Annotated in this window: 15 protein-coding genes; 14 read left to right on the top strand and 1 reads right to left on the bottom strand. The window is 51.8% G+C overall.

Annotation, left to right across the window (positions count from 1 at the left end; all coding sequences use genetic code 11):
• Window positions 1-13: 13 nt before the first annotated feature.
• The 13 genes from ABD949_RS29390 to ABD949_RS29450 all read left to right on the top strand — a co-directional run bounded on the left by ABD949_RS29390 (window position 14) and on the right by ABD949_RS29450 (window position 13,680).
• Window positions 14-1,744 carry a RagB/SusD family nutrient uptake outer membrane protein gene (locus tag ABD949_RS29390; RefSeq protein WP_345249904.1) on the top strand — a complete coding sequence of 577 codons (1,731 nt, stop codon included), beginning with the start codon at window positions 14-16 and terminating at the stop codon, window positions 1,742-1,744.
• Window positions 1,745-1,896: 152 nt separating this feature from the next.
• Entirely contained in the window at window positions 1,897-3,123 is a 1,227-nt protein-coding gene (locus ABD949_RS29395; protein ID WP_345249906.1) for a purple acid phosphatase family protein, read from the top strand.
• Between the two features lie 22 nt (window positions 3,124-3,145).
• Window positions 3,146-3,949, top strand: a complete 804-nt coding sequence (locus ABD949_RS29400; protein WP_345249908.1) for an endonuclease/exonuclease/phosphatase family protein — start codon at window positions 3,146-3,148, stop codon at window positions 3,947-3,949.
• A gap of 204 nt (window positions 3,950-4,153) precedes the next feature.
• Window positions 4,154-6,310, top strand: coding sequence for a TonB-dependent receptor (locus tag ABD949_RS29405; RefSeq protein ID WP_345249910.1), 2,157 nt, complete (start codon window positions 4,154-4,156; stop codon window positions 6,308-6,310).
• Window positions 6,311-6,321: 11 nt separating this feature from the next.
• Window positions 6,322-6,975: a tetratricopeptide repeat protein gene (locus tag ABD949_RS29410; RefSeq protein ID WP_345249912.1), complete on the top strand. Its 654-nt coding sequence runs from the start codon at window positions 6,322-6,324 to the stop codon at window positions 6,973-6,975.
• Between the two features lie 21 nt (window positions 6,976-6,996).
• A complete protein-coding gene (locus ABD949_RS29415; RefSeq protein ID WP_345249914.1) occupies window positions 6,997-8,064 on the top strand; it encodes a sensor histidine kinase in 1,068 nt (355 codons plus the stop codon).
• Entirely contained in the window at window positions 8,061-8,828 is a 768-nt protein-coding gene (locus ABD949_RS29420) for a LytR/AlgR family response regulator transcription factor (protein WP_345249916.1), read from the top strand. The genes ABD949_RS29415 and ABD949_RS29420 overlap by 4 nt, the downstream gene beginning before the upstream one ends.
• 124 nt (window positions 8,829-8,952) lie before the next feature.
• A complete protein-coding gene (gene moaC / locus ABD949_RS29425) occupies window positions 8,953-9,429 on the top strand; it encodes a cyclic pyranopterin monophosphate synthase MoaC (RefSeq protein WP_345249918.1) in 477 nt (158 codons plus the stop codon).
• Window positions 9,407-10,570, top strand: coding sequence for an NTP transferase domain-containing protein (locus ABD949_RS29430; RefSeq protein WP_345249919.1), 1,164 nt, complete (start codon window positions 9,407-9,409; stop codon window positions 10,568-10,570). Before moaC ends, ABD949_RS29430 begins: the two co-directional genes overlap by 23 nt.
• Before the next feature lie 103 nt (window positions 10,571-10,673).
• On the top strand, window positions 10,674-11,273 hold the full coding sequence (locus ABD949_RS29435; RefSeq protein WP_345249921.1) for a DUF6992 family protein: 600 nt from the start codon (window positions 10,674-10,676) through the stop codon (window positions 11,271-11,273).
• Window positions 11,274-11,329: 56 nt separating this feature from the next.
• Entirely contained in the window at window positions 11,330-11,803 is a 474-nt protein-coding gene (locus ABD949_RS29440; RefSeq protein ID WP_345249923.1) for a nucleoside deaminase, read from the top strand.
• Between the two features lie 2 nt (window positions 11,804-11,805).
• Complete coding sequence (locus ABD949_RS29445) at window positions 11,806-12,468, top strand: thiamine diphosphokinase (RefSeq protein WP_345249925.1); 663 nt, start codon at window positions 11,806-11,808, stop codon at window positions 12,466-12,468.
• 6 nt (window positions 12,469-12,474) lie between these two features.
• Window positions 12,475-13,680, top strand: a complete 1,206-nt coding sequence (locus tag ABD949_RS29450; protein WP_345249927.1) for a hypothetical protein — start codon at window positions 12,475-12,477, stop codon at window positions 13,678-13,680.
• Here the strand turns inward: ABD949_RS29450 and porU2 are convergent.
• Window positions 13,664-17,959 (bottom strand): putative type IX secretion system sortase PorU2, encoded by a 4,296-nt coding sequence (porU2, locus tag ABD949_RS29455; protein ID WP_345249929.1) that lies wholly within the window; start codon window positions 17,957-17,959, stop codon window positions 13,664-13,666. The two genes, ABD949_RS29450 and porU2, sit on opposite strands and share 17 nt — an antisense overlap.
• 190 nt (window positions 17,960-18,149) lie before the next feature.
• On the opposite strand from porU2, the gene ABD949_RS29460 reads away from it, so the two are divergent.
• Entirely contained in the window at window positions 18,150-18,578 is a 429-nt protein-coding gene (locus tag ABD949_RS29460; RefSeq protein WP_345249931.1) for a PadR family transcriptional regulator, read from the top strand.
• The last annotated feature ends 32 nt before the right edge of the window (window positions 18,579-18,610 follow it).

Genomic DNA, 18,610 nt, shown 5'->3' on the forward strand with positions numbered 1-18,610 from the left:
TCCTTTTATTGCGATGAAAAAAGTAATCAGTATAATCGCCATTTCCCTGGGTCTGGTCTCGTGTGATCTGAACCTGCTGCCGCAGGATGCCATCTCGCCCGAAACCTTTTTCAAAACAGAGAGTGACCTGCAACTCTTCACGAACTCCTTTTATAACGCGCTTCCTTCCGCCGAAGACATTTACAACGAGGACGTCGATAATGTGGTTAAGAACAGTCTGCGGGATGAATTACAGGGAACCCGGGTGGTGCCTACCAATGGGGGTGGGTGGAGTTGGAATACCCTCCGGAATATCAATTATTTCCTGGCGAATTCTAACAAGTGCCCCGACACCAGGGCCGTAGCCAAATACAATGGGCTGGCCCGTTTCTTCCGGGCTTACTTCTATTTCAACATGGTCAAGCGCTTCGGTGATGTGCCCTGGTATTCTCAGGCCATCGAAGCGAACGATGAAGCCATGCTGACCAAAGCACGCGACCCGCGAACGGTAGTGATGGACTCGGTGATGGCCGATATCAACTATGCTATTGCTAACCTGGACGCTTCCCGGCAGGTATATTCCGTTACGAAATGGACGGCGCTGGCGCTGAAATCCAGAATCGGCTTATACGAAGGTACCTTCCGGAAATACCATCCCGAGTTTAATTTGCCAGGGGCAGATAAATTCCTGGATGAAAGTATTTCGGCTTCGGATGAACTGATGAAAAAAAGTGGCTATACAATTTATAAAGCCACACCGTCTACGGCGTACCTCAGGCTCTTTTCGTCGGACAACGCGATTCCCGAGGAGGTCATTCTGGCGCGTGATTTCAGCGATGAATTGCAGGTATACCATAACCTGAATTATTACACCATGACGGCCTCGTACGGCCGGCCGGGTCTGGAGAAGAAATTAGTGAACAGCTACCTGATGGCCGATGGTACCCGTTTTACGGACATCAAAGGTTACGAAACCATGCAGTTCCACGATGAGGTCCAAAACCGTGATCCGCGTTTATCGCAGACCATCCGTACGCCGGGTTATACCCGTATCGGTGAAAACACCCCGCTGGCACCGGAATTTGGTGCGACGGTAACGGGCTATCAACTGATCAAATTCGTGTCGGCGCCTAAGTGGGATACGTTCTCCAAGGACATTACCGATATGCCGATCTTCCGGTACGCGGAAGTGCTGCTGAACTACGCCGAAGCCAGGGCCGAGCGGGGTATCCTGACGCAGGAAGATCTGGATCGTTCCGTCAAACTGGTCCGCGACCGGGTGGGCATGCCCAATATCAATTTGGCCAAAGCCAATGCGAGCCCTGATCCCTATCTGGCCGATCAGTACACGCAGGTGAAAGGCAACAATGCCGGGGTGATTCTGGAGATCCGGCGAGAACGGCGCGTAGAACTGGTGATGGAAAACTTCTTCCGCTGGGATGATATCATCCGCTGGAAAGAAGGCCAGCTGCTGACCAAAACCTACAAAGGCATGTATTTTCCGGGGCCGGGCAGTTATGACCTGGACAAAAACGGAAAGGTTGATCTGGTGATCTACGAAGGTACCAAGCCAACCGTGCCCGGCGCACAACTCCTTAAATTAGGCAGTGAGATCCTGCTTGAAAATGGTAATAAAGGGGGTAACATTGTTATCAACGGGCATATCAACAAGAAATTCAATGAGGCCCGTGATTACCTCTACCCGATCCCGAGGCAGGAGCGCTTGCTAAATCCCAACCTGACGCAGAATCCTAACTGGGAGTAAAGGGTAAAATTACGATTGGTACAACGGTCATCCGTCCATAGTATTATAACCAGTCCGTTGGTCGGTGTACCGGCGGACTGGTTATAGTGCCGGAAAAGACTGCCTAAACCTTGACTTCAATGTTTTCAGATAGAAGAGCATTCCTTGAAAAAATGTCCCGGCTCGGGACACTAAGCCTGTTACCGGCTTCCACCGCCCTGGCCGACACGGCACCCGCAGAAACGGTGGAGGAGAAAAACCATTTTGTGGTGGGGCCGTACCTGCAGAACATAGCTGCCAATGAGGTAACGATTATGTGGCTCACCCACAAAAACTCGTTTAGCTGGGTTGAATACGGGGCGGGTACGTATACCAGCAAGCGGGAATTTGGGTATACCAACGGATTGATTGAGGCTAACAACCGGATTAATAAGATAACCCTCTCCAATCTTAAGCCCGGTACTCCTCATAAATACCGGATCGTTTCGACTGAAGTTCTGGGCTATAAAGGGTCGAAGGTCGAGTTTGGCGAGACCATCACCAGCCCGATGTATGAGTTTAAAACGCCGGCTGACAACGAGGAAGAGTTTAAGATGGTTATCTTCAACGATATCCATGACCGGCCGCAGATTATTCCGCAACTGCTGTACCGTCATGGCTACACCGGTAATAAGCGGGATTATGATTTTGTGGTGTTCAACGGCGACTGTTTTGATCACGTTTCGGATGAACGCCAGATGGTCGATCACCTGATTAAGCCGACGGTGGATATTTTCGCCACGGAACTACCCTTCATCCTGATCCAGGGCAACCACGAATGTCGGGGCAGTTTTTCCCGGCATATACCGGCGTATTATGCATATCCGGAAGGTAAGTACTACTACGCTTTTACGCGGGGACCGGTCCGTTTCGTGATTCTGGATTCGGGTGAAGACAAAACCGATAATAGTGTGGAGTACGGAGGCTTATCCGCCTTTGACCGGTATCGGGAAACGCAGAAGAAATGGCTGGAAAAAGAAATAGAAAGCAGTGAGTTCAAAAAGGCTGCATTCCGGGTAGTTCTGATCCATATTTCTCCGTATCACTCGGGGGACTGGCATGGCCCTATGCACTGCCAGGAGGTATTCGGCCCGTTGCTGAACAAAGGGCGTATTGACCTGCAGATTTCAGGGCATACGCACCGCTACAAAACCCATGATCCGGATGCGAGCCATAACTATCCCATCGTGATCGGTGGAGGGCCGCTGGAGGGTAACCGGACCCTGATAAAACTTCACGCGACGACTAAAGAGCTTAACCTGAAAATGATTCGTGACGATGGCGAGGTTGTTGGTAAATATACCTTACCGCGTAAAGGTCAGAGCCTGACGGAAAATGTGCCCAGCTCATCTAAAAAATAATTCTTCATCGATTACCCATCCTATGCGTACGATTCTTAGCCTGTTTTTTAGTATAGTCTCGATAGTAGCCTGTGCCAACGATGGACCAGACGGCCGGCCCGCCAAACGGGTCAAAAGCCTGAAGGTAATGACTTACAATATTCACCACTGCAATCCGCCCTCAGCGGGAAACAAGATCGATGTACCGGCTATCGCCCAGGTTATTCGTAAAGAAAAGCCTGATTTTGTAGCCTTGCAGGAGGTCGACGTTAACACCGAACGGTCCGGCAAAGGAATGCATCAAGCCCGCGAACTCGCCAGGTTGACCGGTATGCACTATTTCTTTTCCAAGGCCATCGACCATCAGGGCGGAGATTATGGCGTGGCGGTGCTGTCGCGATTCCCTATTCTCGACTCAACCCGGTTTATTCTGCCGGTAGACCCGGTCCTTGGGGGCGAAACCCGCACCATTGCTGCGGTTACGGTAGAAATTGCCAAAGGCAAACGGGTGATCTTTGCTAGTACCCACCTCGATCTGAAAGAACCGAACCGCATCAGTCAGTCGGAGCGTATTATTGCTCATTTTAAAGACTCAGGTCTGCCGATGATCATTGGGGGTGATTTTAACGCCCGACCCGAAAGCCCGGTGATTAAACTTTGGGACCAGCATTTTACCCGGAGTTGTCAGGAGTGCGCGCCTACCATACCGGTAGAAAAGCCTAACCGCACCATTGACTTTATCATGTTCAAGCCGGATGGGGCCTTCAAAGGCCAGTCGACCCGGGTGATTGATGAGCAATACGCATCTGATCACCTGCCGGTTGTGGCGGAGTTGAAGGTTAACTAGCCTTGTAGCCGTCGACACATAAACAGAAAAAGTCCAGGAAACCCACCCGAAAACGTTACTTCGGGTGGGTTTCCTGGTATAATGCTTCATGCGTTTAGTCCTGCTTTTCGACAATTCAACCGGCTGATTCAACAGTACGGTTTTTCTTTTTTTCGGGAGGAAGTTGCCTGCATGACCTTTGAGCAACAATCAGCAAAAAGGTTCATGAAAAACTGGTCATTCGTCTTTAGTCTCCTCTTGGCCATACCTACACTGGCGCAGGTAAAAATCGCCGGCTCTGTGACCGACACTAAAGGCGAAGCATTGCCAGGGGTCAGTGTTTTTCTTAAAGATACCTACAGTGGGGCCAGCACAAACGAGAAAGGGGAATACCGCTTCACGGCAACGGAAAAAGGCTCTCAGATGCTGGTCGTTTCGATGGTGGGCTACAAAGAGGTGCAGCAGCCAGTACAGCTTGATCAGGAGACGGTCATCGTTTCGGTTACACTGGAAGAAGCAATAAACAGGCTGGAGGGAGTCACCATTACCGCCGGGAGCTTTGAGGCCAGCGACGGGAAAAAAAGTGTGATGCTGAAGCCGCTGGATATTGTCACCACGGCCAGCGCAGTGGGTGATCTGGCGGGAGCCATCAATACCCTGCCGGGTACCCAGAAAAATGGTGAATCCGGACGGTTGTTCGTCCGGGGTGGCGCCAGCAACGAAGCGCGGCTGTTCATCGACGGTCTGTACGTGCAGAATCCGTTTCAATTGTCGGCCCCCAACCTGCCAACCCGCACTCGCTTCTCACCGTTTATCTTCAAGGGCACCAACTTCAGTACCGGCGGATACTCGGCAGAATATGGTCAGGCGCTTAGTTCCACCCTCGTACTCAATACCATCGACTACCCCGCCCGGACGCAAACCGACCTGTCGTTGCTGTCGGTGGGGGGCAGCCTGTCGCATACGCAGCATAGCGAGAGAACATCGGTCACCGCAGACGCATCCTACTTTAACCTGGCACCGTATTACGGCCTCATCAGCCAGAACGTTCGCTGGACAAAGCCACCTGTATCGGCAGACGGCTCGCTGCATCTCCGGCAGAAGGTAGGGAAGCAGGGGCTGCTGAAGGTCTATTCGCTGATCAGCACCGCCCAGTCAGCCCTGTACCAGCCAGACCCGGCGAATATTGACCGGGAGCGGAGCGTAGCACTGAACAACCGCTATGTGCACCTGAACAGCAGCTATCGGGATGCTCTGAGCGCGAACTGGTGGCTGAAAGCAGGGCTGGCTTATTCTTTTCTGAATGACCAGACTCAATTGGCACCGGCCCAAATTGGCCGGAAGGAGCGGAGCCTGCACGGCAAACTAACACTGGTAAATCAGGTAAGTCAGAACATTTCACTGAACATGGGTGCCGAACTCATTGCCAGCGGTTACCGCCAGCACTACCGCGACAGTGCAGCGGCTTCACCAAAAACAGCTTTGTTTAGCGAGAACCTGGCCGGTGCGTTCATAGAGGCTGATGTGTACGTTACCCCTAAACTGGTTGCCCGTATCGGCAGCCGCACCGAATACTCTACGCTGCTGCAGCGGGGTAACTGGTCACCCCGCATCAATCTGGCCTATAAAACCGGCCTTTATAGCCAGGTGTCACTGGCTTACGGTTCATTCTACCAGAGTCCGGAGAATGATTTGCTAATCCGGAGTAGCCGGCTGGATTTTGAACGGGCCAATCACTTCATTCTTAACTTCCAGCGTGTTCGCCAGAAGCAGGTACTCCGGGTAGAGACCTATTACAAGCAGTACGAACACCTGGTAAAGTTTGACAAAGCGGGTTCAAGGAGGTACGACAACAACGGTTATGGCTATGCGCAGGGCGTGGATCTGTTCTGGCGGGACACCAAAACCTGGCGGGGTACGGATTACTGGGTGTCGTATTCGTTCATCGATACAAAACGAAACTACCGCGACCTGTCGGCATTACAAACCCCTTCGTTTGCGTCGGCGCATAACCTATCTATTGTTTTTAAACGATTTATTGCCCCTTTGAAATCGCAGGTAGGCTTTACCAATTCCGTCACCAGCGGCCGGCCCTATTCAGACCCGAACGTAAGTGAAGGGGAGATGCGAAAAACACCCGTTTACCACGACCTGAGCGTCAACTGGAGTTACCTGCACCGGTCCAACATCATTTTGTACGCATCGGTCAGCAACGTCACGGGCCGCAAAAATACCTTCGGTTACCTCTACAACCCAACCCCGGACGAAACTGGTATTTATCGCCGTCGGGAGATTGGGCAGGGTGCAACCCGGTTCGTATTCGTCGGACTGCTGGTTACCTTTTCAACAGACAAAACCGCTAATCAATTAAACAACCTCTAATACCTAAAATCATGAAACTGATTAAACAAGTAGTCGTCCTGTTGACCTTAACCCTGTTCACTACCTTCACCGCGTTTGGCGAAGACGGCGTTTATGAAAAGGCAATGGCCAAAGCCATTGAAACGCTATATACCACTAAACAGGTGGATGAACTGATCCCGGTTGCCAACCAGTTCAACCTGATCGCCCGGAAGGAAACCAGCCAATGGCTGCCGCTGTATTACGAAGCCTTATCGTACCTTTGGCTGGCAGGCCGGTCGAAGAACGCAGCCAAACAGAGCGGTTATCTGAACCAGGCCCAGGCGGTGCTGGACAAAGCGCAGACGCTGAAGCCCAACGATTCGGAGTTGGTCACGCTACAGGGGTATCTGTACATGATTACCGTAGCCAGTGACCCGGCCACGTACGGCCCTACGCTGGCTGGTAAGGCCATCGGCACATTGCAGAAAGCCCATCAGCTTAACCCGGAGAATCCCAGGGCTATGCTGCTGCTGGGCCAGATGCAGATCGGTACGGCGCAGTATATGGGCGGTTCCACCACTGAACCTTGCGAATTAGTTGCAAAATCACGTTCTTTTTTCGCAAAAGAGCAGGGCCAGACCGATCTGATGCCACGCTGGGGGCAGTCGATGGTAGGGAAGGTGATAGAGGGGTGTGGGCGGTAAGCTTTATAAAATGTTCATTTTATGTCCAATCAATCAGCCAGTCGTGTCCATCCTTTGCTACTCTTTAGCCTGCTCTGGCTGATGGGCATTCCTACAGGTTACCTGAACTGCCGGTCCTGTTACTCGTCCTGGGAGGGTGCGCTGACCATGTCTATTTTTACGGGAGCGTTCTGGGCGTTTCTCTGGACGGGTAACGGGCTGCTTACCGATTATCTGAATACGAAAATTGACTGGGTACGCGAGCCCGGCAAGCGGTTTCTCGCCGGTATCGTGGGTACTGTTATTTTTTCGGCCATCATTATCTTACTGATCAATGCCGCTTTTCATATTATCTGGCTTGGAAAATCTGCTACAGGGTTCTTTGCTGACAGTGGAGTCATAGGGTCTTTTATCAGTTCATTTATGATTACCACACTGGTGTCGCTGTTCCTGCACGGGAGGTCCTTTTTGTTCTCCTGGCGGCAGTCGGCTATCAATGAGGAACGGCTGAGTGCCGAGATCTTGTCGTCGAGGTACGAGTCACTGAAGAGTCAGGTCAACCCGCATTTCCTGTTCAACAGTCTGAACGCCCTCACCAGCCTGGTGTACAAAGACCAGGATCAGGCGGTATTGTTTATCCGGAAACTGGCCGATGTGTACCGGTATGTGCTGGACACGCGGGATACTGAATTGGTGCCGCTTCGCCATGAACTGGCCTTTGTCAATGATTATGTATTCCTCCAGAAAATCCGCTACGACGAAAGCCTGCAAATCGACATCCGGGTTGACTCCATGTTAAATAGTCACATACCGCCCCTGGCACTGCAGATGCTGCTGGAGAATGCGGTAAAACATAATATCATTTCGGAAGATGATCCCTTGCAGGTTGAGGTGTTCATTGAACAGGATTATTTGGTGGTGCGGAACAACCTCCAACCGAAGAGTACGATGGAGGAAAATACGGGCCTGGGTCTGCAAAATATCGCTGCCCGGTACGAATTTCTGTCTAACCGAAAGGTCCTGGTCGAGGCCACACCGAAATACTTTGTCGTAAAGCTGCCTATCCTGCGTAGTCAGCCCAGCCCCGAAATCACTGCCGTTACCTCATGAATGTACTGATTATTGAAGACGAAAAACTGGCCGCCGAACGACTCCAGCAACTGGTAGAACAGCTGGATGAAGCCATCACCGTACTGGCACGCGTAGATTCAGTAAAGAAGGCGGTGCAGTATCTGTCGGCAAATCCCCCGCTGGATTTGATCTTTATGGACATTCAACTGGCTGATGGCTTAAGCTTTGATATTTTTGAGCGGGTCGAGGTAGCGTGTCCGGTAATCTTTACCACCGCCTACAACGAATACGCCATCAAAGCCTTTAAGGTAAACAGCATCGATTACCTGCTGAAGCCGATTCAGGAGTCCGATTTACAACAGGCGTATGTCAAGTTCCGGAAGCTGAGTCCGCAGGAACGGCTGTCGCGGCAGCAGGAGAGCATCGTCAAGCTCGACGAAGCGTTCCAGCGCTTGACCAGACAATACAAAAGTCGCTTTGTGGTAAAGGTGGGGGAGCACCTGCATTTTGTGCCCGTTGAGCAGATCGACTGCTTCTTTAGCCGGGATAAAGGCACCTTTATTCAACGGAGTGATAAACGAAATCTGGTGATCGATTATCCGCTGGAGGTAGTCGAGGAGTTGGTGAATCCGACGTTGTTTTTCCGGGTAAGCCGGAAGTTTGTTGTCAATCTCAACGCCATCAGGGATGTAGTGGCGTATTCCAACAGCCGGCTGCGCCTGTTCCTGAAAAGCGGGGAGCCGGAAGAAATCATTGTGAGCCGGGAAAAGGTGCAGGCCTTCCGGGACTGGCTGGACAGCTAGCTCAGAGCTGTTACACAGAGATACGCAGAGAAGCACGGAGGTATATTAAAAAACTCTGTGTACCTCTGTGTATTCTCTGCGTATCTCTGTGTAATAACCCTAACTTTGCTTGCAAAGAACCGCTATGAAAGAGTTTTCGCACCTGGACCCCAAAGGCAATCCCTCTATTGTCGACATCAGCGATAAGAAAGTAACCAAACGCTCAGCCCGCGCCCGCAGCGTTGTGGTGCTGGGCGAGGAGGTAATGAAGTTGCTGGATGGTAACGATATTCATACCCGCAAGGGGCCTGTCTTCCAGACCGCCATCATTGCCGGTACCATGGCGGCCAAGCGTACCGATGATCTGATTCCCCTTTGCCACTCCTTAGGCCTGGAAAACTGCCATATCACCATCGTGACACGAGGCCACGACGCGATTATTGACTGCCACGTCACCACCGAAGGGAAAACCGGTGTGGAGATGGAAGCCCTGGTTGGAGCCTCGGTGGCAGCCCTCACGATCTACGACATGTGCAAAGCGATTTCGCACGATATAGTGATTTCTGAAACGAAGTTGATGGAAAAAACCGGTGGCAAACATGACTTCCGACGCGACAACTAAACAGCATACCAAACATGCAAAGCTGGGCCGGCCGGCGCTGGGTACCTTTGCCCGCACCGAACTGGCTATTCTGGGTACGCCCTGCGGCAACATCAAAAAACTGGCGTACGAATTGACCCAACGGCTGAGCGCCGAAGCAACGGTCGCCTACGTAGATGCCGACCATAAAGGGGAAGATACCGTAGAAACGATACCGGCGCTGTCGGCGGGGGCTTCTATGGTGTTTACCGATAAAATTACCTTTAATCGCTTCGACCTGAGCCGGCCGCTCAACGACTACCAGTGGAAGCCGCTGTTTACCGATTATGACCTGGTGCTGGTCAACGGCAATCATTTTACCGCTCAGGTTCAGATTGCGGTGGTCGACCCGAAGAAGCCGCTGGAGAAAAAACTGGACCGGTTGACCGACGTACAACTCCTGTTACTGAAAGATACCGACACCGTTCCCGACTACCTGCAAACGCACCTTGGCGAGAAGCTGTCGGGTATCCCCATGTATCACTTTGACGAAACCGACCGTATTGCCGACTGGGTGCAGGCGTATGTACGGCAGCAGGCGGCCCCCTTGCTGGGGCTGGTGCTGACCGGTGGGCAAAGTACCCGTATGGGCCGCGATAAAGCTACGCTGGCGTACCATGGGAAACCCCAGCGGGAATATGCCTCCGACCTCCTGGCAAAATACTGCGAAGAGGTATACTGGTCCGTCAACGCCGAACAGGCGGCTGAACTGAACGGCCAGACGCAACCCTATATCACCGATTCCTTTTTGGGCTTAGGTCCGTTGGGTGGTATTTTGTCGGCGTTCCGGCAGCGTCCGGATGCAGCCTGGCTGGTGTTGGCCTGCGATTTACCATTGCTGTCCGAAAAAAGTCTGGATGCGCTTGTGGCCGGGCGTAACCGTTCCAAAATGGCCACGGCGTTTCTGGACTCCGACGGGCGTTTTCCCGAGCCGCTGGTCAGCATCTGGGAGCCCCGTGCTTACCCGGTACTGCTGCAATTCCTGGCGATGGGCCACTCTTGCCCCCGCAAAGCGCTCATCAACAGTGATATTGCGCTGCTGAATGCGCCAGACGTGCAGGAACTCACCAATGTTAATGATCCCGCGACTATGCAGGCCGTGTCGGCGCAGCTAAACGAATAACATATTCTGCAAACGAGCGGTTGTATGTCTCAGCCAGCTTCCCGGCCGGCTTTTAACCAAAACGGTCACTTTAAAAAGCCAGTCGCGAGGCTGGCTGAGACATATGAAACGTACCTGTACCCGTCTGGTGGCAGCAGCCATCTGGTTATTGTCGGCCTCCTCCGTCATCGCGCAACCCTCCGTAACCGACCTGCGTGAATTCAGCCGGCAGCGTTACCAGCACCAGAAGGCCCTGAGCCTGACACTGGGCGGATATGCCGTAGCCAATATGGCCGTGAGTGGCATAGCAGCCACGCAGACCACTGGCGAAACTAAATACTTTCACCGCATGAATACCTACTGGAATGCGGTAAATGCAGGCATAGCGGGTATCGGGTTACTCGGTCTGCGCAACCGGCCCGAAAACGAATCGCTGGGTCAGGCGGTGCGGCAGCATGAAAACATCAAACAGTTTCTACTCTTAAACGCCGGTCTGGATGTCGCTTACATAGCCGGTGGCCTCTGGCTGATGGAGCGGGGCAACAACCGGCCCGATCAGCGGGATAAGCTAAGGGGATTTGGCAAAGCTGTTCTGGTGAACGGGGGCTTTCTGTTAGCCTTTGATGTCGTCAATTATTTCATCTTTAAAGGGCGTGATAAGCGCCAGCAGCAGTTGCTGGAAATTTCTCCCATCGGCGGTCGTATCGTACTGCCGATAAAGTAAAGTATATTTAGGGTTTACAATACCCTCAACGCCCTTCAGGGGTTTGGGGAATAACTATGAATCAGGACGAACGATTTTTACGCGAAGCCATCCGGCTGGCCCGTGAAGGTATGAACAGCGGGCAGGGCGGCCCGTTTGGAGCCGTTGTCGTGAAAGACGGCGAAATCATTGGCAGTGGCCCCAACCGGGTAACGTCGACCAATGACCCCACCGCCCATGCCGAAGTGGTGGCCATCCGCGATGCCTGCGAACACTTAGGTACCTTTCAACTGGAGGCCTGCACCTTATACGCATCCTGCGAGCCCTGCCCCATGTGCCTCGGTGCTATCTATTGGGCGCGTCCGAGTCGGGTAGTGTACGCTGCCCGCCACGCTGATGCCGCCGAAGCCGGTTTCGACGACTCATTCATTTATGAGGAAATAGTCAAACCCCATGAGCACCGACGCATTCCCATGCAGCAGATGCTCGCCGACGAAGCCAAAACTGTTTTTAAGGAGTGGATAGTAAAGGGCAGTAAAATACCATATTAGCCTTGTCTTCTCACCATATTGTACGCGACAAACAGGAGCCGGCTTTGTTAATTGCCAACGGCGAAGGCTGTGATCCGGAGCTGCTGGGGCAGTTGCTGGAGTGGAGCCCCTTTGTGGTGGTGCTCGACCATGCCATTTGGCGGGTGTTCGCGCTGGACATCAAAGTAGATGTGCTGCTGGGCGATTTTGACCGGAAAGTAGATCTGGACACCGTTCGGGAGCGGCAATATCCCATTGAGATTGTGCATGCGCCCGACCAGGACAAAACGGATCTGGAGAAGGGCATTGAACTGCTGATCGAACGCGGGTTCCCGGCGGTCAACATCGTCTGGGCTACCGGCCGCCGGGCTGATCACTCGATTACGAATATGACCAACATTGTGCGGTACAAAGACCAGATCCGCATCGTCATGTACGACGACTACTCCAAAATCTTTCCCCTGCACCAGACCTTCGAGAAATGGTACACCAAAGGCACGCCCATCTCGCTGATTCCGGTAGGCAAAGCAGACGGTATTGTCTCTCAGGGCTTGAAGTACAATCTGCACGACGAAGCCCTCATACTGGGCTACCGTGCCGGAAACAGTAACGAAGCGGCCGACGACGGCTTCGTCCGCATATCTGCCCGCGAAGGCGACCTGCTGATTATGGAGTGTTGGGATTGATGGAGTATGGCTAACGACAGAAGATACTTATTCCCTGTTATTACCGCCATGGTTTGTGTTCTACTATATATGTTATATATGTGGTTGCAGCCAGTATATACTTATATTGTATTGGATAAGAGATTTGATGCCCACCAGTATAATGCTTTATTTCAATTTATGGCAGGGCAAACACAATCGTTGGCCGTGTACTTTCCATTTAATGGGCGTTTGCTAGTGCCTTTCCTGGCTAGTTTGATCTCCTCCTATGATGCAGTCTTTGCTTTTCAATGGATAAACGCCATCAGTATTATAATTACTTTTGGTTTTTTGATTTACCTATGGAACCAGGAGAATCTTCACCCGGCCGCTATCGCTGCTGGTAGTCTCTGGTTTTTTGTTCACTGGAAAGGTCCAGTCCGGATGTACCTGCCAGACCCTATAACAGCCGATGTGCCAGGGTACTGGCTGCTTACTCTATGGATAATTCTATTGAACCGGTTTACTGGAGGGTTTTGGCAGTGGAGTGTCTTAATTATTACCGCCTGTCTTGGTACACTTCAGAAAGAATCGTTTATCGGTATAACAGCCGCATCCATATTGTGGTGGGTGTGGAAACAAAAAAAGGAGGGCTTTCCGGTTCAGGTTCAATGGCCTATACTCACAATTGTCCTTACTATAATTACCCGAGCGCTGGCAAGTTTTTATTTTCCTCCGGTGATACAGGGGTGGAAACAAAGTTCATTCATTACCGTAATCAAATCGCTTTGGCTGTATATCCTCGAACCGCAACGGGTGCTTCTACTTCCAATGTGGTGGCTAATGGCTTATGGAGTCTTCTGGATAGGTTTGCTGCTGACAAACGTTAAAAGGGATTTGTTTTATATTCTCAGTATAACAGGAATCTTGCTCAGCGCTGTCGGAGGTAATGATGTTTCGCGGTATGCCACTACTTTTTTTCCGGTCTTAATGACCCTTATTCTCCGGGGGGTAACAGCTTCAAAAAATCCTGGGCAAATGGCTGCCCTTATTTTACTGGCATCCCTACCCCTCTCCCGCTTCTGGGAACTTGAACCGGATCTAGGCAGATTTCCTCAGCAACGTTATCAGTGGTGTGTTGAGTGCTGGTCATTGGCTGAGACAGGACTCTGGGCAACCTACATTTTGCTGACCGGCTGGGTCCTTTATTTGAACAATAAAAGACAACAATTGCGGCTTAGCGAATCAGAATAAGCTTGCCGGTTTGTTTGTTCTGCGCCCCTTCACCGAGCGGCAGGTCTGTTCCCTGATTGCTGATCGTTAGCCGGAAAAGATACATGCCGGGAGCCACACGGGCGCTATTCTCATCGGTCCCATCCCAGAACCATTCATTTAAACCAATACGGACTGGTTTTTGAAACCGACGTATGGGACGACCATTTATGTCGGTAATCTGCCAGACGGCCTCATCCGGAGCCTGGGAGCCGGAAAGCTGAAAGGAAATCCTCACCCGATCGGTAAACGGATTCGGATAGGTGCTGATGGATTCTACCTGGGGAGCGCTATTAACCCTGAAGGTAACCTGATAGGGTGGCGCAACATTGCCGGCCATGTCCCGGCCTCTGGCAGTTAACTGGTAGCTCCCGTCCGCTAATCTGTCAGAAACATAAGTAAGGCTGAATTCATTCGTCGCTGCGTTTGCCTGCTGTTTTACGTTTGGATTCAGCCAGTTAATACGTCGTGCCGGACATTTTTCGCACGGACCCTCCAGATAAAGATCAATACCACTGGTATCCTGACGAATCAGGTATTTGTTTTCATCGGTAAGTTTAAGGGCAATTAGGGGAGTAGCGGAAACCACATCGCCGTCTTTAATTCGGGCCTCATCAATGGACACCTCTAAAACGGGTGCCCACTTATCCGGTACCACATAGAACGGCACATCAAACGTATTATTTAAATACGACTGTTCGGCCTGAAGCTGCGGGTTAACGGTTACCACAAGTTGATTCTGACCGGGTATCCCCCTGGTTTCTACAGGAATGCTCAGGTTCGTAGTTAAGCCAGGTTCCGGTGCCGGCATTCGCTTATCAACCGTTCCGGCTTGCGCTGAATTTTCGCTGTACAATGTATACCGAACCAATACCGAGTCGGTAAATGACCGGGCAGACAGGTTGGTAAAGTTGACCAGTAAGGTAGTTTTCTCGCCTTGCTGTAGGGTAGGGCCTATTGGTTTTGCAGCAAAAGCATACCCTTCAGGGACACCGATATAAGCTACCTGCCAGTCGCGAAAAACTGACTCCTGACTTTTCAGGCGTAGAAAAGGATACCGTTCGGATGAGATGGAACTGAGCGACGTAGACCGGTTGCCAGTACGCAGAAGTAGCGTTTCACGACCGGCTTTATCGATGCCCCAGATCTCAACCGGGGCAGGTGAGGTTGATTGGCGGGTCCAGGTCAGGTGCTCCCAGGATTGGGCGGGTCCGATGGCTGGGGTTTCAGTGGCGGTTGGGGTCACCGTGTTTCTGGCAAACTGCTCCGGACGGCGTTGCCACCAGCCTTCCGGACCGTCTTGCATAATGGTAAAGGAACTTGTTACCCAGTCAGATTCTCTTTCTGTTGCCTGCCCGGCGCGTTTTACCCGCCAGAAATAGGTAGTATTTTGCGTTGGCAGTGTTGGTTTCCACTGGATAAGTGCGCCTGCCAGGAGTGTAGCCGATTGAACCGCCGAACTGGTAAACTGAGCCGTTGTATCCAGTTCAAGGATGTACTGTTGGATTTCGTCTCTGAACGTCTGGGCTACTAAGGTCAGCGAACGTGAGCCGTTGGCCGGGACCTTTAGCAAACTAAACGCTTCCGGCAACAGCGGAACGATGGCCGGACCTGGCAGATTGACCTCTACCCAGGCTTCATTGTTCCCGAACGTTTCTTCCGCAATAAGTTCATCCGGGTTAATGCGGGCCGTAAATCGGTTGATGCCAAAACTATTCCGGTCGTTGGGAATGGTTATCAGAAAGGTGTCTTTAAACGCGACCGCTTCAGGAACGGTACTATTGTAAACACCAAGGGTTTGTCCATTACTTCCACTCCGGCGAATGCGTATGGTGAGCGGAGTCTTACGGTGTAAGCCAGCGTTTTGAACGATCAGTCTGACAGAAACCGAATCACTCAGGGTGTTCAGTGCCTTACCGTCAGCCGCCGTCACCTGAATATCGCTGGTCTCCAACGCATAATCTGGTTTGCGGAGTGGAAACAACCGAACGGCAGGGTCACCTTGCAGCACCAACTGATGGGTGTTGGTTATATCGAGCGGGAAAGGTTGATTCGTTACGATCCGACGGTTCGTTTCCTGCTGTATAGTACCTATGGATTGGTGCATGAACAGGCTATCGGACAACACTTCGTAAAAATGAGTGGTATAATTATTCAGGTAGTAAGGAAAACCTAAGTGACTCTGGGCAATTACGGCGACGGCTCCCCGGTTCGGGGTTAAAATCCAGTCGGCACCGATGGTGGCTAGTCCGAAAAAGAAATTTCCGACCGCACAGCCGTTCATCAGCAGCATCGGATAGCGGCCTTTATTCCGGTAACCGAGCAGGTCGTTTGATACCAACCCAATATCCAGATCGGTCACCCATAAGCTCGAATGGCCAAAGAACGTCATAAAGCCAACACCCTCGTTAACCGGAGCAGACAGGTTGACGTACTCGACATCATCGTCGGATTTCTTCGATAACGTGCTTACCTGACTGCCCAACGCCGATTGTTCGACAATACGCTTGTATCCTTCTACATATCCACGAAACTGAACCAGTTCTGAGGCCGATCGACCCCCACTCAAATGAAGAATACGCTTTCGCCAAAGTTGGTCTCCCGAAACAGATTCGTGCTCTTTTACTTTATTCAGGTAACCAATAATCTCCGCCGGTGTGGCTGCGTTGACCCGGCCCGTCGGGATGGCTGGTAAATCTTCTGGCTGGTTGTTCAGACCGGCACTGAACAGGGCATCCGATGGCGGAAAACCGTAAGTGGGCACAAGATCAAGCAAGCTTTGCTGCCCGTTTTTCCGGACACCCGGCGCACTGCGCCCCCGGCCGAGCAGCAAAAGATACTGTACCGGCGCTTTCTGAAGCCGGTAATCCAAAAAGCGCCGGATGGCCAGCGGGTGCCGCTCCCCGTAGCTAAACTGGTTGAACAACTGCGCAACATCCACCGATAAGGTGTCAAACGAACCGCCATCCTGCGATGCTCTGTAAGAGGCATAGGCTTTTACGGCATCCGGTACATTACCGGCAGGTTTCATCAAACTGCTATGGGTAATAATCAGGTAGTTCGCCTTAGCCACATCCAGGGGCTGGAATCGAACGGGTTGAATAGCCGAAACCGCAGTGGGTTGGCTGAAGGCAATGACGGTTCGGCCGGTTGCCGTATTTGGCACAAGCATTCGGGGGGCCGTGCCCTGGCGGTTACTGCTGAGACGGATGGGAGCGGAGGGATCGGTTATGTCTAAAAAGCTGGTGCCCGTTGCCGCATCTGTTAATTCCAGGAGCGATTTCCCGGCCGGATTAGGCGCTAGCTTAAATTGCCTGAAGGGTAGGCCGGCCATCAGGAGCCGTTGTGGATACCTGACAAGCAGGTACGATAAAGAATATTTATCGTCTGACGTACCTTGGGAGATGGTAGTCAGAATGAGTTGGCCGTTACTGGTTATTCGGTCCCAACTGACCGGGTATTTAGCGGTTTTATTTTCGTACAGACTGAACGATGCCCGACCCAGGGTCTGACGGTTCGTAACTGAGCCAGCCAAAAGTTCAATGGTATGGAAGGAGTGCTCCCGGCCTGTCAGCAGCCACTCTGCCGTAGGGGATGGTCCACTTTGAACCACATTCGTCAATGTAAACGACTGCTCGGCAGGCTGTCCCTGCTTAAGAATTGGACCTGACCATCCTTCACCCGTTTCGTAATGGCAATATTCAATCTTGCTTAGGATGCCGTGCGGATAGCCTGTATACTCGTCCGTAAATACCCGCAATTCCTCGGCCCAGTGAAACGGCTCTGGTGTCAGGCCGGTAACGTCGGTATCGGTTGAGGTGGCCATGCGCTTGCCGGACTTGCCGTCGAGTCGCCAGGTCAGAAAATAGGCGGTGGAGTCGGAGAAAAGGCTGTAGTATTTATGGGGCTGGGCGCTGGCGGGGCGGTAAAGCAGGGAGTCCTGGGTACCATCGTTACCCCGACCGTAGAATTCTATATAGTCTGAACTATCAAACTTTTTATTGGCTTCGCCCTGAACGTGAATGGCCTGCTCGACTCCCCGGTGAAAAAGCTGAATAGTGCTGGGGTCAATGGTATCCACAAGAAGTCCTGCGTTCTGAAGCTGGGCATATGTGATGCGGTAGAGGCCCGGTTGGGCAATGGGAATCTTATAGTAAGTCTGCTGGTAATTGATCCATTCATTGCCGAAGCGGACGGTTTGGGCCGGCAACCGCGTGACAAACAGAAGTAGACATACAAACAAGGTAACAAAACGCATCATATCCGGTAGGCAAAACAAGGCTTTAAAGTTACATATTTTTTCGCTTCCATCCGTGTAGCTGGGACCGACGTTCAACCCGGCTTTTATCCGCTGATCCATAAATGATAATCTTTTTTATAAAGTACCTTGCATAACAAAGTACCTTACACTACCTTTGTTTCATCAATGGTACAAAAAGCACATACGCACCATGAATATAGAAAACGCTCAGGTGCAGATGCGGAAAGGAATTCTGGAATTCTGCATACTGCACATTATCTCAAGAGGGGAAGTATATGCCTCCGACATGCTGGACGAGCTCACCTCGGCCCGTATCATGGTCGTAGAAGGCACGCTGTACCCCCTGCTGACCCGGCTCAAAAACGCCGGACTGCTCGATTACAAATGGGTAGAGTCTACGTCGGGGCCCCCGCGTAAATACTATATCCTAACGGACCTTGGCCGTACTTCGCTGAATGCGCTGGATGAAACCTGGAAAGAGTTGGCAGAATCTGTTAACTTGATCGTCGGTAAGACGAACCAGCATCGAAAGGTTGTTAACGAACACCACGAAGCGCTGGACGTTGATTCGCCAGGCAACCGGCCCAATCAGCCGGGATTATCCGCAACTGACCTGTAAACGACCTCTTAACCTACTCACATAGTCTATCT

This window comes from Nibrella saemangeumensis, assembly GCF_039541915.1.
Lineage (GTDB): Bacteria > Bacteroidota > Bacteroidia > Cytophagales > Spirosomataceae > Nibrella > Nibrella saemangeumensis.